Annotated in this window: 15 protein-coding genes; 10 read left to right on the forward strand and 5 right to left on the reverse strand. The window is 56.3% G+C overall.

The window, feature by feature from the left end; all coding sequences use genetic code 11:
* Nucleotides 1-5: 5 nt before the first annotated feature.
* From ftsH to BVC71_RS11085, 5 genes are all read left to right on the forward strand, one after another.
* Nucleotides 6-1,904 carry an ATP-dependent zinc metalloprotease FtsH gene (gene ftsH, locus BVC71_RS11065; protein WP_086451715.1) on the forward strand — a complete coding sequence of 633 codons (1,899 nt, stop codon included), beginning with the start codon at nt 6-8 and terminating at the stop codon, nt 1,902-1,904.
* Nucleotides 1,901-2,683 carry a methyltransferase domain-containing protein gene (locus BVC71_RS11070; protein ID WP_240516836.1) on the forward strand — a complete coding sequence of 261 codons (783 nt, stop codon included), beginning with the start codon at nt 1,901-1,903 and terminating at the stop codon, nt 2,681-2,683. Before ftsH ends, BVC71_RS11070 begins: the two co-directional genes overlap by 4 nt.
* Complete coding sequence (locus tag BVC71_RS11075; protein WP_086451716.1) at nt 2,684-3,283, forward strand: MOSC domain-containing protein; 600 nt, start codon at nt 2,684-2,686, stop codon at nt 3,281-3,283.
* Between the two features lie 169 nt (nt 3,284-3,452).
* A complete protein-coding gene (gene folD, locus BVC71_RS11080) occupies nt 3,453-4,346 on the forward strand; it encodes a bifunctional methylenetetrahydrofolate dehydrogenase/methenyltetrahydrofolate cyclohydrolase FolD (RefSeq protein WP_086451843.1) in 894 nt (297 codons plus the stop codon).
* Between the two features lie 139 nt (nt 4,347-4,485).
* On the forward strand, nt 4,486-5,265 hold the full coding sequence (locus tag BVC71_RS11085) for a LytTR family DNA-binding domain-containing protein (protein ID WP_086451717.1): 780 nt from the start codon (nt 4,486-4,488) through the stop codon (nt 5,263-5,265).
* Here the strand turns inward: BVC71_RS11085 and pdeM are convergent.
* Nucleotides 5,231-5,878, reverse strand: coding sequence for a ligase-associated DNA damage response endonuclease PdeM (pdeM, locus tag BVC71_RS11090; RefSeq protein ID WP_086451844.1), 648 nt, complete (start codon nt 5,876-5,878; stop codon nt 5,231-5,233). The two genes, BVC71_RS11085 and pdeM, sit on opposite strands and share 35 nt — an antisense overlap.
* Before the next feature lie 42 nt (nt 5,879-5,920).
* Nucleotides 5,921-8,326 (reverse strand): ligase-associated DNA damage response DEXH box helicase, encoded by a 2,406-nt coding sequence (locus BVC71_RS11095; RefSeq protein WP_086451718.1) that lies wholly within the window; start codon nt 8,324-8,326, stop codon nt 5,921-5,923.
* Nucleotides 8,327-8,419: 93 nt separating this feature from the next.
* Between BVC71_RS11095 and meaB the strand changes: the two genes are divergently transcribed.
* The 5 genes from meaB to BVC71_RS11120 all read left to right on the forward strand — a co-directional run bounded on the left by meaB (nt 8,420) and on the right by BVC71_RS11120 (nt 12,155).
* Nucleotides 8,420-9,409: a methylmalonyl Co-A mutase-associated GTPase MeaB gene (gene meaB, locus BVC71_RS11100; protein ID WP_205905969.1), complete on the forward strand. Its 990-nt coding sequence runs from the start codon at nt 8,420-8,422 to the stop codon at nt 9,407-9,409.
* 144 nt (nt 9,410-9,553) lie between these two features.
* On the forward strand, nt 9,554-9,835 hold the full coding sequence (gene rpmB, locus BVC71_RS11105; RefSeq protein ID WP_086451719.1) for a 50S ribosomal protein L28: 282 nt from the start codon (nt 9,554-9,556) through the stop codon (nt 9,833-9,835).
* Nucleotides 9,836-10,025: 190 nt separating this feature from the next.
* The gene (locus BVC71_RS11110; RefSeq protein WP_086451720.1) at nt 10,026-10,370 is read left to right on the forward strand and encodes a hypothetical protein; all 345 of its coding nucleotides are present in this window, start codon (nt 10,026-10,028) and stop codon (nt 10,368-10,370) included.
* A gap of 39 nt (nt 10,371-10,409) precedes the next feature.
* Nucleotides 10,410-10,910 (forward strand): copper chaperone PCu(A)C, encoded by a 501-nt coding sequence (locus BVC71_RS11115; RefSeq protein ID WP_086451721.1) that lies wholly within the window; start codon nt 10,410-10,412, stop codon nt 10,908-10,910.
* Between the two features lie 111 nt (nt 10,911-11,021).
* Complete coding sequence (locus BVC71_RS11120) at nt 11,022-12,155, forward strand: MFS transporter (protein ID WP_086451722.1); 1,134 nt, start codon at nt 11,022-11,024, stop codon at nt 12,153-12,155.
* On the opposite strand, the gene BVC71_RS11125 is transcribed toward BVC71_RS11120, so the two are convergent.
* Genes BVC71_RS11125 through BVC71_RS11135 form a run of 3 tightly spaced genes read right to left on the reverse strand, consistent with a single transcriptional unit; the run spans nt 12,121 to nt 13,471 of the window.
* Nucleotides 12,121-12,777: a DUF2306 domain-containing protein gene (locus tag BVC71_RS11125; RefSeq protein ID WP_086451723.1), complete on the reverse strand. Its 657-nt coding sequence runs from the start codon at nt 12,775-12,777 to the stop codon at nt 12,121-12,123. The two genes, BVC71_RS11120 and BVC71_RS11125, sit on opposite strands and share 35 nt — an antisense overlap.
* Nucleotides 12,778-12,811: 34 nt before the next feature.
* Nucleotides 12,812-13,024 carry a helix-turn-helix transcriptional regulator gene (locus tag BVC71_RS11130; protein ID WP_086451724.1) on the reverse strand — a complete coding sequence of 71 codons (213 nt, stop codon included), beginning with the start codon at nt 13,022-13,024 and terminating at the stop codon, nt 12,812-12,814.
* A 3-nt stretch (nt 13,025-13,027) separates the two neighbouring features.
* A complete protein-coding gene (locus BVC71_RS11135) occupies nt 13,028-13,471 on the reverse strand; it encodes a hypothetical protein (protein WP_086451725.1) in 444 nt (147 codons plus the stop codon).
* Between the last annotated feature and the right edge of the window lie 143 nt (nt 13,472-13,614).

A 13,614-nucleotide genomic window follows, 5' to 3' on the forward strand; every position in this document is an offset into this window, starting at 1 on the left:
CCCCCTTGGGCAACGCACGCAATATCGTATTTTGGGTCGTCCTGTTTTTGCTGGTCGTCTCGCTTTTCAACGTATTCTCGTCGGGTACGTCGAGCCTGCAATCCACAACACAGAGCTATTCGGATTTCATCCAAGCAGTTGAGAACGACGAAGTTCAGTCAGTTACGCTGGACGGTGAAAAAGTGTTCTATACTGGCACCGACAGCCGCGAATATCTGACCATTCGTCCAGATGACGCCGAAGTGACCGCGCTGTTGATCGCGAATGACATTCCAGTCACGGCTGATGCACAGGAACAATCCACGTTCCAAGCGATCCTTTTGTCGCTGTTGCCATTCCTGCTGCTGATCGGTGTGTGGATCTATTTCATGAACCGCATGCAGGGCGGTGGCCGTGGCGGTGCGATGGGTTTTGGTAAATCCAAGGCGAAATTGCTGACCGAAAAACATGGTCGCGTTACCTTTGACGATGTTGCTGGCATTGATGAAGCCAAAGAAGAGCTGCAAGAGATTGTAGAGTTCCTGCGCAACCCGCAAAAATTCAGCCGTTTGGGCGGTAAGATCCCTAAAGGCGCATTGCTGGTAGGCCCTCCAGGTACTGGTAAAACATTGCTAGCACGCGCGATTGCGGGCGAAGCAGGCGTTCCGTTCTTTACCATTTCGGGTTCCGACTTTGTTGAAATGTTCGTGGGTGTTGGTGCGTCCCGTGTCCGCGACATGTTTGAACAGGCGAAAAAGAACGCGCCATGTATCGTTTTCATCGATGAAATCGACGCTGTGGGCCGCGCTCGTGGTCAGGGTTACGGCGGCGGTAACGACGAACGCGAACAGACGTTGAACCAGTTGCTGGTTGAAATGGACGGCTTTGAAGCGAACGAAGGCGTGATCATCGTTGCGGCAACCAACCGCCGTGACGTTCTGGACCCTGCGTTGCTGCGTCCAGGCCGTTTCGACCGTCAGGTCACCGTTCCGAACCCAGACATCAAAGGCCGTGAAAAAATTCTGGCAGTCCACGCCAAGAAAACCCCATTGGGCCCAGATGTGGACCTGCGTATTATCGCACGTGGTTCCCCCGGTTTTTCGGGTGCTGATCTGGCAAACCTAGTGAACGAGGCCGCGTTGATGGCCGCACGTGTTGGCCGCCGTTTCGTCACCATGGTCGATTTTGAAAACGCCAAGGATAAGGTGATGATGGGCGCAGAACGTCGTTCGATGGTTCTGACACCTGATCAAAAAGAAAAAACCGCTTACCACGAGGCTGGCCACGCTGTTGTTGGTCTGGCTCTGCCGGAATGTGATCCTGTTTATAAGGCGACGATCATTCCACGCGGTGGTGCGTTGGGTATGGTTGTGTCCTTGCCTGAAATGGATCGCCTGAACTGGCACAAATCCGAATGTCAGCAAAAACTGGCTATGACGATGGCGGGTAAAGCGGCCGAGATTATCAAATACGGCGCTGATCACGTATCGAACGGCCCAGCAGGCGACATTCAGCAGGCCAGCCAATTGGCCCGCGCGATGGTTCTACGTTGGGGTATGTCGGACAAGATCGGTAACGTCGATTATTCCGAAGCCGCCGAAGGCTATTCGGGTAACACCGCTGGTTTCTCGGTTTCTGCACAAACCAAAGAGCTGATCGAGGAAGAAGTTCGCAACTTTATCCAAGAAGGCTACGACACCGCCTATCGCATCCTGACTGAACAGAATGCCGAATGGGAACGTCTGGCCGAAGGTCTGTTGGAATACGAAACTCTGACAGGTGCCGAAATCCAACGCGTGATGAAGGGCGAACCGCCCCAAGGCGATGGCAAAGAGGAAGAAGACACCTCTGTCACTCATATGCCGACGGTCGGCAAAAAGGCGAAACCAGCTGCCGAAGAGCAGCCAGAGGAGCCTAAAGAGTGAGCCCCGCTCAATCAAAAGATTGGAACCCCGAAACCTACGCAAGGTTTCGGGGTTTGCGTTTGCGCCCTGCGATTGACCTGATCCACCAAGTCGGCGTGATCCCTGAGGGCGATATTATTGACCTTGGCTGCGGTAATGGCGCCGTGGGCGAGGCGTTGGCCGAACGGTTCGACGGCCACAAACTGATTGGCGTCGATAGTTCTGAGGCGATGTTGGTTAAGGCATCCGAAACGCGCAACTACGATGATTTGGTGCATGCCGACATCACGCACTATCAGCCCAGCAAACCGCCTGCGGTCATATTTTCCAATGCCGCGCTGAACTGGTTGCCTGACCATGAAACGTTGATGCCGATGATTGCAGGTCAATTGGCGGAGGGCGGCGTTTTGGCTGTCCAAATGCCGGGGCAGCACGACGGGCCTAGCCACGCGTTGGCGCGGTCGGTCGCCGTTGAGATGTTCCCAGATCGGTTCGCGGATGGCGGCTGGAACGCAGATGTTCTGGACCCTGCTGATTATTATCGTATCCTGTCGCCGCATGGCGACGTGACCGCGTGGGAAACGTCTTACCTGCAACCGCTTGCCCCAGCCGAAGGTCATCCCGTGCGCCATTTCACGCAGTCTACGTATCTGCGGCCAATTATGGCGAAGATGGATGAAACCGAACAGGCCGATTATCTGCAACGGTATGAAGCCGCACTGCATTCGGCGTATCCTTTGGCGGATGACGGATCGGCCATGTTCACGTTCCGCCGCGTATTCTTTGTACTGAGAAGATAAATGCCCGCCCTGAAACGTACCGATTATACCGCCCGCATTGTGCATCTGGGCTATATGCCCGCCACGTCTGACGATAGCGGATTGGTGGAATCCCATGCGCTGGACGCTATGACGCTCGAATTTGGTGGCAACCGCCAAGACGCGCATTTCGGCATCACCCGCCCATCGTGCAGCCGCGTTACTCAGCAATATGAACGTGGCACCGAAATCGGCAATGTGCGGCAGCTGTCCATTTTGTCCGCCGAAGAAATGGCTCAGATCGCTGGCGGTTTGGATTTGGCGCAGCTGGATCCGCTGTGGTTGGGCGCGTCAATCGTGATCGAAGGCATTCCCGATTTCAGCCACACCCCGCCGTCATCGCGCCTGCAATGCGAACGCACGGGCGCGACGGTCGTGATTGATATGCAGAACCGTCCCTGTCATGTGGTTGCGAAAACCATTGAACAGGTCGAACCGGGCCATGGCAAATCGTTCAAGTCCAAAGCGAACGGAAAACGCGGCGTGACGGCGTGGGTTGAGCGCCCCGGTGATCTAGTGCTGGGCGACTCGCTGCGGCTGCATGTTCCAGACCAACGGGCTTGGGCGCCGACTTTGCTGTGAATTCGCGTTCCTATCGGCGGAATTCGTTCCTTATCGGTCGCATTCACGTAGATATTGCGCATTTAAATTACCTAGCGTAGCGCCAACAGAGGGGGCGGGGCTGTGCTTTGGCCCCAATACGGTGTACGAGGCCCGCAAAAGCGTGGACATCAGCAAAGGGGATTGGCCGATGACAGCCAAGGTGATCGACGGCAAAGCGTTCGCAGCAACCGTTCGGGAAAAGGTCGCAGGCCATGTGGCCCGCCTGAAAGAGGAACACGGTATCACTCCGGGTTTGGCGGTGGTTCTGGTTGGCGAAGATCCAGCAAGCCAGGTTTACGTGCGGTCGAAAGGCAAACAGACCATCGAAGCAGGCATGAATTCCTATGAATACAAACTGCCAGCCGAAACGACCGAAGACGAACTGCTGGCTGTTGTCGAAAAACTGAACAACGATCCACAAGTCCACGGTATTCTGGTTCAGCTGCCTTTGCCGAACCACATGAATTCCGATCTGGTGATCAACGCGATTGATCCTGCCAAAGACGTTGATGGGTTCCACATTTCAAACGTAGGTCTGTTGGGCACGGGGCAGAAATCGATGGTGCCTTGCACGCCGCTGGGCTGTTTGATGATGCTGCGTGATCACCACGGGTCGCTGTCGGGTCTGAACGCCGTTGTCGTGGGCCGTTCGAACATCGTGGGCAAACCGATGGCGCAACTGCTGCTGGGCGATAGCTGTACCGTGACCATCGCGCACAGCCGCACCAAAAATATCCAAGACATTGTGCGCAGCGCCGACATCGTTGTCGCCGCCGTTGGCCGCCCAGAAATGGTGACAGGCGATTGGATCAAACCGGGCGCGACTGTGATCGACGTAGGCATCAACCGCATCGATGCAGGCGAAGGCAAAACCAAACTGGTTGGCGATTGCGAATACTCATCCTGCGCCGAAGTCGCTGGCGCTATCACCCCCGTACCGGGCGGTGTTGGCCCGATGACCATTGCCTGCCTCTTGGCAAATACAGTCACGGCCTGTTGCCGCGCAAATGGTCTACCAGAGCCGAAAGGCCTGACTGCGTAAATTACGTAACGGCGCTACACTCTAGCGCCGTTTTTTTCACTGTTCACAATCTAAAGTTTAATTGCGACACTCGGCTGGTGTTGGTTGCCCGTAGTATTTTGTTTGATCATCCCTAGCCAAACTGTTCGAGTTATAGCCAATGGATCGTCAAGAACCGAATTTACCCATTCTGTTTATGGGGATTGGCACCGGTTTAACCGTGTTGCTGGCCTTTCTGGGGCCTTTTGATACCTACAGCGACTTTAGTTTCGGTCGCCGTCTGTTCAGCTGGGGCGTTATTGTTGCGCTGTCGATGGGGGGCGTCTATGCCTTGCGCCGTTTTTTCGCGGAACGGATTGACCATTTCGTTCTACGCGAACTGGTGGTTTTCGCGTTGTTCAGCCCGATTGTCAGCGCCGCGTCGTGGGTATTGTTTTTACGGGATCAGGAAACGGATTCAATCTGGCAAAATAGCCCACTGTTTGTTGTTAAAGTCTTTGCCATCGCGATCACCGTTGCCTTTGTCCGGCATTCGATTACCGCTGGCTTGGGGCTGATCCATCCATGGCAAAAGATTGACGAACAGCCGCGTCTATTTGATCGGCTAACAGAACGCGGCGATGCCGATCTGATTTACCTAAGCAGCGACGATCACTATGTGATTGCGGGCTATTCAAATGGTCAAAGCGAACGCGTTCTTATTCGGATGGCTGATGCGATAGCCGAGCTGGACGATTACAAAGGCCTAAGGGTCCACCGCAGCCACTGGGTCAATGTAGCCGCAATTGACGGGTTTGGCCGAAAATCTGGCCGCGAATATCTGGTTATGACAACTGGTGATCTGGTGCCTGTTTCGCGCAGTTATCGTGACAGCGTGTTGGCTTTGTCACCGCAAGACGTGGACATTACAAAGGAACGGCTAGACATAGCCGCCCAGTAACGACCGCAAAGGCGCGTTGGTCAAATAGCGGCCGAATTGGGTCTTTGGTCGCGGGAATGCCCCCCGTGTAGGTGCCATATGCAGGCATGATCAAACGGCGATCATCATAAACGAAACAGGGGCGCGGTGCGCCTGTGATCGCATGTTTTGGATGGTAGTGGCCTGACACTTCGCCAGCTTCGGTAGTTTCCTCGGCAATGTGGCGGAAGGTCAGATTGCCAACCCGTGTTTCCGCGACGTATTCCCCGCCCAGCTCAACTGGGCCCGCGTCATGGTTGCCCGCGATCCAAATCCATTCGCGGCCCGCCTGCATCCGCGCAAGCCACAGTTTTTCGGCGTCGCCCATGTGTTCGATGGCTTCGACATCATCGAAACTATCACCCAAACAGATCACCCGCGCTGGCGCCAGATCTGTCAGGTCCTGATCCAGACGGGTCAGCGTGTCGCGGGTTTCATAGGGCGGCAGCAAAGCGCGGCCCTTGCGCGCAAACCGTTCCGATTTGCACAGGTGCAGGTCTGACACGATCAGCGTTTGGTCCGCCGCGATCCACAATCCGCCCGATGGCAGAGCCGTCAGTTCGGTTTCGCAAAAGGTAAAAATATGGGTCGTCATGGGCGTTTCTTTGGCCCCGACCGCAGGCAGGGTCAACCCCCGCTATTGGGTTTTGACGCCAGCCTTTTGCATCAATTCGGCGGCCTTTTCGGCCTCTAACCTGTCGCGGCCTGACCCCAGGACGGGGATCTTTCCGACCTCTAACAACAAAGGCGCGGCCAAGGGCGGCAGGCGATCCAGCGCGACGTGATCAATCGCGCCGCCTGTGCGGGTCAGCATATCCTCGATCCGCGAAAAATCGACCAGACCTTGCATGGCTTCGACTCGCGTGATCCGCATCATCAGGTGGTCGGGGTCGTACCGCAGCAGGGTGTCGTACAAGATGTCCGATGAAAAGGTCACCTGTTTGCCGGATTTGCGGTTTCCGGGGCTGTTGCGTTCGGTCAGCATGGCGATGTTGGCGGCAGTGCGGAACGTGCGTTTCATCACCATGTTGCCGGCCAGCCATTCGTCCAACCCATCGCGCAACCCATCGGGCCGGAGCAGCGCATGGGGATCGGTGACAGGTTCCAGCCCCCATAGCAGCGTTGCATAGTCGGTCGACACAAATCCCAGCGGGTCCAGCCCCGCCTGTTCCATCCGTTGCGACAGGATCAGGCCCAGCGTCTGCTGCGCGTTGCGCCCTGCGAACCCGTAGACACAGGTGTAATGGCGGCTGTCGTGCGGGAATGTTTCAACCAGAATGCGGTCACGCTCGGGCAGCTTGGATACCTCGCTTTGCAGTGCCAGCCAGTCTGCCGTGTGTGCGGGCAGGTCGGGCCATTCGCCCATGGCGAACATAGACAGGATGCGATCTGACAACTGGGTCGAGGTCGCGAATTTCGTGCCGTTGAACGTTGCGACCTTGGGCGTTTGGGAGGCTGATTTTGTGACCTCGACCACCAGATCGCGGATGCCCTGATACCGCACGATTTTGCCGCCGATCAGAAACGTGTCGCCTGCGGTCAGCGTGCTGGCAAAGCCTTCTTCGACCTCGCCCAACGGTTTGCCCGCGCCGCGCATCCGCACCTTGAGCGTATCCGTGTCCTGAATCGTCCCGATGTTCATCCGTATCCGCGCCGCTGATCGTGGATCGCGCAACTGCCATTGGCCGTCGGGCCGCCGCATCAGGCGTTGCCATTTGTCATAAGCCCGCAGGGCGTAGCCGCCCGTCGCCACGAAATCCAGACAGTCATCGAATTCAGCGCGGGTCAGGTCGGCATAGGCGCCGACGCTTCGAATTTCCGCCAGCAGATCATTTTCATCAAACGGGCCTGCGCAGGCGCGGATCAGGATGTGTTGGCACAAAACATCGCGCGGCCCGCTGTTTTTGCGGGTCTCGTCCAGATCACCGGCTAGGGCCGCGTCAATCGCGGCTTGGCATTCGATCACCTCGAACCGGTTGGCAGGGACCAGCATTGCCTTGGACGGGGCGTTGTAGCGGTGGTTGGCACGCCCGATCCGCTGGACCAAACGTTTGACGTTTTTCGGTGCGCCGACTTGGATCACCAGATCGACGTCGCCCCAGTCGATCCCCAGATCCAAACTGCCCGTGCAGACCACAGCCCGCAGCGCGCCTTGGGTCATGGCGGTTTCGACCGCCTCGCGCTGGTCGCGTGATAACGATCCGTGGTGAATGCCGATGGGCAGGTCGTCGGTGTTTTCCAGCCATAGGTTATGGAAAAAGATTTCGGCCTGCGCGCGGGTGTTGTGAAAGATCAGCGTGGTTTTGTGTTTCTTGACCTGTTCCAACACCGCAGGGATCGCGTATTTCGCGCCGCCGCCCGCCCAAGGGGGCGGGGTATCCGTGACCAGCATTGAAATATTAGGCGCGGGGCCGGGGTCGGCATGAATGATGTCGCAGGCCGTGCAGCTAGGGGCCAATTCGCGGCCGATGGCATCAGGATCATCAACTGTGGCCGATAGCCCGACGCGGCGCAGGTTTGGTGCCATGGCCTGCAGACGGGATATGGCCAGCATCAGTTGATCGCCCCGTTTGCTTTCGCTTAGTGCATGGATTTCATCCACGATGATGCGGCTGACGCCTGCGAACATGCGCGGGGCGTCTTCGTATGATGTCAGCAGCGAAAGGCTTTCTGGGGTGGTCAGCAGGATATGGGGTGGGTCCACGCGCTGGCGGCGTTTCTGGGTGTAGGACGTGTCGCCCGTGCGGTCCTCGATCCTGATGGGTAGGTCCATTTCCTGAACGGGGCGGGTCAAGTTGCGGCGAATGTCTGCGGCCAAAGCCTTGAGCGGGGACACATAGATCGTGTGCAGGCCCTTGTGCGCGCCATCGGCCAATTCGACCAGTGTAGGTAGAAACCCCGCCAAAGTTTTGCCGCCGCCCGTCGGTGCGATCAGGACCAATGCGGCGGCATCCTTGCGGTCGAACATATCGCTTTGGTGGGGGTGGATGTCCCAACCTTGGCCGTTAAACCAATCAATAAATGTCTGAGGTAGCGCGCTCATACGCCCAATCTGTGCGGAACGGGCGCGGCGTCAAGCCGATAGGTGACACCCTGTCGCGCTGGACAGAACCCAAACACACGTTAAGAAGGTGCCATGAGCCGAAAGATCGACATTCCCGCCACCGCTGCCGCGCTGAAAAACGGTGAACGCCGTGCGCTGGCCCGTGCCATCACCTTGGTCGAAAGCTGCCGCGCAGATCACCGCCAGCAGGCGCTGGAATTGATCGACGCGTTGGGATCGGATCGTCAGGCATTGCGCATTGGTTTGTCGGGCACGCCCGGTGTGGGCAAATCCACATTCATCGAAACCTTTGGCCTTTTTCTAACGGGGCAGGGGCTGCGCGTGGCCGTTTTGGCGGTCGACCCGTCATCTGCACGGTCGGGCGGATCTATCTTGGGCGATAAAACGCGGATGGAGCATCTGTCGCGTGACCCCAACGCCTTTATCCGCCCGTCGCCATCGCAGGCGCAAATGGGCGGCGTTGCCCGCCGGACGCGCGAAGCCGTTGCGCTGTGCGAAGCTGCTGGTTTTGACGTGGTTCTGATTGAAACCGTGGGCGTTGGGCAATCGGAAACGATGGTTGCCGAAATGTGCGATATTTTCACTCTGCTATTGGCGCCCGCGGGCGGTGACGAATTGCAGGGCGTGAAACGCGGAATCATGGAAATCGCCGACTTGATTTTGGTGAACAAGGCGGATGGCGATCTGAAACCTCCGGCCACGCGAACCTGCGCGGATTATGCGGGTGCGCTGCGGCTGCTGCGCAAACGCCCCCAAGACCCCAGTGATTTCCCCAAGGCGATGACCGTTTCAGCCTACGAAGGCGCGGGTGTTGAGCAAGCGTGGAATGAAATGTGTGCGCTGGCGGAATGGCGCAAAGAAAACGGTCATTTTGCGGGCCGCCGTGCCGAACAGGCGCGGTATTGGTTCCACGAAGAGGTTCGTTTGCAGTTGCTGGAACGGTTATCGGCGGATGCAGCATTGTCCGCGCAATTGGCGAAGGCAGAGGCCGCGTTATCACGGGGAGAGATTACCCCAGCCAGCGCTGCGGCGCAGGTTCTGGACGGGTTTATGGCAGGGTAATTCCTGAAAAGCTTGACCGATGTGGGGAATCCGACTAAGGGCTGCCCATTCGTTTCGCGCACGGTGCACGATGCGATCGGGCGAAAGCCCACAAACACCGATAACCGGCCCTGGTGGCTGGATACAATAACGAAGGAAATTCCTATGTCGCGTAAATGCGAATTGACTGGCAAAGGCCCGATGTCGGGCAACAACGTAAGCCACGCAAAAAACAAAACTCGCCGTCGCTGGCTGCCAAACCTGCAAGACGTAACTCTGGCCTCTGATGTACTGGGCCGTTCGTTCCGTTTCCGCATCTCGTCGGCTGCGCTGCGTACTGTTGACCACCGTGGCGGTCTGGACGCTTTCTTGCTGAAAGCAAAAGACGCTGAGCTGTCCAACGCAGCTCTGAAGATCAAAAAAGAGGTTGTTAAAGCTTCGGCTTAATCACCCCCTTTCGATCACCGGAATACGAAAGCCCAGAGCGATGCTCTGGGCTTTTGCTATTAAAAGGTGCGCGGGCTGTGGCCCGCGCGTCGTTATAGTTGGCACCAAGGTGAGGTGTTGCGCCTTTTGCTGATTGGCGGGGCAAATTGACCACTTTCGCTGTGCAAACAACTTTGATACGCCGCGCCTTATGACGATTGGTCGGATCATAGGCTTTTTGCTGGTTTTGCTGGTGGTGGTGACATCACAGCAAATGGCAGTTTTGCGTGGTCAAACGCAGCCCGTTGGAATGGCTGTTCTATGTATAGGCCAAACAGCGGTTGAGGTGCCAGTTGGCCCAGATGGGGAACCCGTTGGGCATCCGCATATCTGCCCTGACTGCGCATTGAACGTTATTGTAGCGGTTGATCAACCAACTATGGCCTGCCGTGAAATCGACGGTCAGACCATCGCCTTTGGTTACGGTAAAGATGCCGAACCTGCATTTGTGCGAACCTTGCGGGCGTCGGCGCGGGGGCCGCCCGTGTTTGGATGAATTGAATTTCTGACATCTCCAAACACAAAGGTACACACTATGTTTAAAAAGACCGTTTTTGCTGGCCTTATGGCGTCAGCTGTATTTGCATCGGCTGCAACTGCCGAAAGCAACATTGAAATTCACGATGCCTATGCGCGCGCATCGGGTATGTCGGCAGTTGCCGGCGCGGCGTTTATGATGATCCACAATGCCGGCGATCAGGATGATCAACTGATTGATGCGCGGTCAGATGTTTCGGCGCGTGTTGAACTGCACACCCACATCATGGAAGACGGCATTGCGAAAATGCGCCGTGTCGAAGGCGGTTTCACTATTCCGGCCGGCGGCGGTCATATTTTGGAACGCGGCGCTGATCACGTGATGTTCATGGGATTGACCCAACCATTCGAACAGGGCGCGGAAATTCCCGTGACTTTGGTTTTCGAGCATGCCGGAGAGATCGAGATCATGATCCCTGTTGATCTGGAACGCACGGCTGGTGAGATGAACCACGACCATGACCACGATCACGGCGACGCAGGGTCCATGAACCACTAATTTGCAAATCCGCTTTTGAAACGGCCCGTGTCTATCGCGGGCCGTTTTTCGTTGCAAAGCGCTTTGGAAAGCTGTTTTGGTCTTCTGTAACGATTTAGGGAGGTCGGAATCATGCTGTTGCGTGCATGGGGCGCCATTATGGCGATGTTTTTCTTTAGCGGTGGGGTCTTTGGTATTTGGGCCGCGCGGATTCCAAGTTTTGTCGACAAATTCGACCTGAGCCCTGGTCAGTTGGGCATCCTTCTTTTGCTGATTGCGGGGGGGGCAATTATTGCGTTTCCGGTTGCGGGGCGTTGGGTCGATCGTTGGGGCGCACGTACGGCATCGTTAATTTTGATGTGCGGTGTGATTATTGTCGCGGCGCTGTTGCCGCTGATGCCAAATGTCTGGTTGTTGGGGGCAACGTTATTGGTGCTGGGTGCGTCGTTCGGTGCCAAAGATGTCGCCATGAACGCGTGGGGCGCCGAAGTTGAAAAACGGATGGAGCGGGCGGTCATGTCTGGGTTCCATGCAAGCTTTTCGTTGGGCGGGGCACTTGGGGCGTTGTCCGGATATTGGGCGCTGCAGATGGAAATGGGGATCGCCATGCATTTCTGGCTGGCGCTGGCTGTGATGGTGATTATCTGCGGTCCGCTGGTCTACATCCCGTGGGACAGCAAAAAATCGGCCCCGCAGGGTAAGGCCCAATTGTTCGCAATTCCGAAAGGCGCGTTGCTGTTCGTAGGTATCGTGGGTTTTTCATCTGCCTTGGGTGAGGGGGCTATGATCGACTGGTCTGCCCTTATTATGCATGATTTAAAAGGTGCAGACGCTGCAACGGCGGCCTTGGCTGTCACAGCGTTTTCCGTGGCGATGGTCGTAACGCGGTTATCGGGTAGCGTTATAATCAAAATGGTCGGACCCGTAGGGACCGTGCGGCTGTCCGCTGTGATGGCGTTTTGTGGCGGTTTGACGGTCCTATTTGCGCCCGATATTGTGATTTCCTTGGTTGGTTTTTGCCTGTTCGGGTTGGGCTATGCGATGATTGTGCCCTTGGCCTTTTCCCGTGCTGCTAATGACCCCGAAGTATCAGCAGGGGTCGGGATCGCCAGTGTGGCGACCCTGACCTATGGCGGGATGCTGATGGGCCCGCCCATCATCGGCGCGGTGGCGGAACTGACGTCCCTCGCGGGCGGGGTGTGGTTGCTGATCGCGCTGTCGTTGGTGACGTTCAGTTTTGCTGGGGCGTTAAAACCACAGAGCTGATGGCCGGCCGTTTGCCACGGATGACCCGTTCGGCAATCGCGATGTTGATCCCCCACGCCAGAATGAACAGCAAGTCCGAGGCATAGCCTGTTTCCTCGGACCCTGTGATCAGCACGTAGGGGATAAAGAAAAACACAGCGGTCGACGAACCCATTCCGACCGCGTAGGCACGGATCATCCACGCGCGGTGTGCGGGCAGGTTGCGCCGCATAATCGCGCGAATGGCAATCGCTAGGCTGCCGATCACGGCAAAGGCGGCGACAAAACGGGCGGAATTCAGGATCACGGTCGCTGTATCCGTATGCGTCAGCAGCAACGACAAAGAGCTAAGCGACAGCCCGACGCCCGAAACCACGAAAACGTATCCCAAAACTTTGTGCAAACAGCCATAGCGGCGTTTCAGAACGTTGGTGAATTGTAGCGGCCCGATGATGCCGAAGGCCGCGCCGCCCAAGCTGTGCAGCCATAACGAAATGGGCGTGTCGATTAGGTGGCTGCCTTCAGTCGGGACACTGCCCGTGGGAACCTGAACCACGCGCATCAGACCTACAATGATCGGGATGGCAGTCAGAAAGAACAGTAAAAAGGCAAGCCGGTTGGGCGCTGCAGTCATGGGTTTCATGGCAGATACTCTTTAATAATAGGGGTTAAGGTCGTTATTCGGTGTAGGTGAAAACGTCTTCTAATGGTTTGTCGAACACACGCGCGATTTTAAAGGCAAGCTCTAGCGTGGGCGCGTATTTCGCATTTTCAATTGCGATAATGGTTTGCCGCGTGACACCGACTTTCTCGGCCAGCGCCTTTTGCGTCATTTCGTCTGCGTCAAACCGCAGCCTGCGGATCGTATTGGTGATCTGGATTTTGGCCACGGGTTAAATCAATCCTCGGTATGATGCGAATTTATGCAGGTTCCCGATCAGGTCACCGATGGCATAGGCGTAGAACACAAAGATAAATCCGAAAACAGGGGCAAATCCCATTGCCATCATGATCATCGCAGCGACAAATCCAGCTCCGCCGGCGACCATGACAAACATATTGCCGCGATTGGTGAATAGCCGGTCCCGTTCGTCCGTTCGGAAATCTGTGTCGCCGGTGATGATCGCCATGATGATAATGAAAAGGACCGTCAAAACAATCGTCGCGACGATCGTGATGCCCATCGCCCATAGGGTCGATTTCGCCCAGATCATAACGCCGCTTGGGCCCAGCAACGTGCCGTCCGACCACAGGCCAAACAGTTTGCTTGCCAGCATTCCGTTTACGATCAGGTTCACAATAATCGAAACGATCGTACATTTTTCCTCTTGTGACATCACTCTTATCCAAATTCGAGTCGTGTTTATATGACATTGGGTAATTGATTCTATACTTTGTGTAAAGTATCTTTTACACAGTGTAAGGTTTTCAATACGTTAGGCGGGTTTGCGCTGCTTGACGTTTGGGGGGGATGTCATAA

The sequence above is a fragment of the Marivivens niveibacter genome (genome assembly GCF_002150005.2).
In the GTDB taxonomy this organism is placed as follows: domain Bacteria; phylum Pseudomonadota; class Alphaproteobacteria; order Rhodobacterales; family Rhodobacteraceae; genus Marivivens; species Marivivens niveibacter.

Coding starts and splice junctions, on each gene's coding strand:
- BVC71_RS11120 (WP_086451722.1), top strand. CDS start 11,022: ATGCTGTTGCGTGCATGGGGCGCCATTATGGCGATGTTTTTCTTTAGC.
- BVC71_RS11095 (WP_086451718.1), bottom strand. CDS start 8,326: ATGAGCGCGCTACCTCAGACATTTATTGATTGGTTTAACGGCCAAGGT.
- BVC71_RS11115 (WP_086451721.1), top strand. CDS start 10,410: ATGTTTAAAAAGACCGTTTTTGCTGGCCTTATGGCGTCAGCTGTATTT.
- pdeM (WP_086451844.1), bottom strand. CDS start 5,878: ATGACGACCCATATTTTTACCTTTTGCGAAACCGAACTGACGGCTCTG.
- BVC71_RS11135 (WP_086451725.1), bottom strand. CDS start 13,471: ATGTCACAAGAGGAAAAATGTACGATCGTTTCGATTATTGTGAACCTG.
- BVC71_RS11125 (WP_086451723.1), bottom strand. CDS start 12,777: ATGAAACCCATGACTGCAGCGCCCAACCGGCTTGCCTTTTTACTGTTC.
- rpmB (WP_086451719.1), top strand. CDS start 9,554: ATGTCGCGTAAATGCGAATTGACTGGCAAAGGCCCGATGTCGGGCAAC.
- BVC71_RS11085 (WP_086451717.1), top strand. CDS start 4,486: ATGGATCGTCAAGAACCGAATTTACCCATTCTGTTTATGGGGATTGGC.
- meaB (WP_205905969.1), top strand. CDS start 8,420: ATGAGCCGAAAGATCGACATTCCCGCCACCGCTGCCGCGCTGAAAAAC.
- BVC71_RS11110 (WP_086451720.1), top strand. CDS start 10,026: ATGACGATTGGTCGGATCATAGGCTTTTTGCTGGTTTTGCTGGTGGTG.
- BVC71_RS11075 (WP_086451716.1), top strand. CDS start 2,684: ATGCCCGCCCTGAAACGTACCGATTATACCGCCCGCATTGTGCATCTG.
- folD (WP_086451843.1), top strand. CDS start 3,453: ATGACAGCCAAGGTGATCGACGGCAAAGCGTTCGCAGCAACCGTTCGG.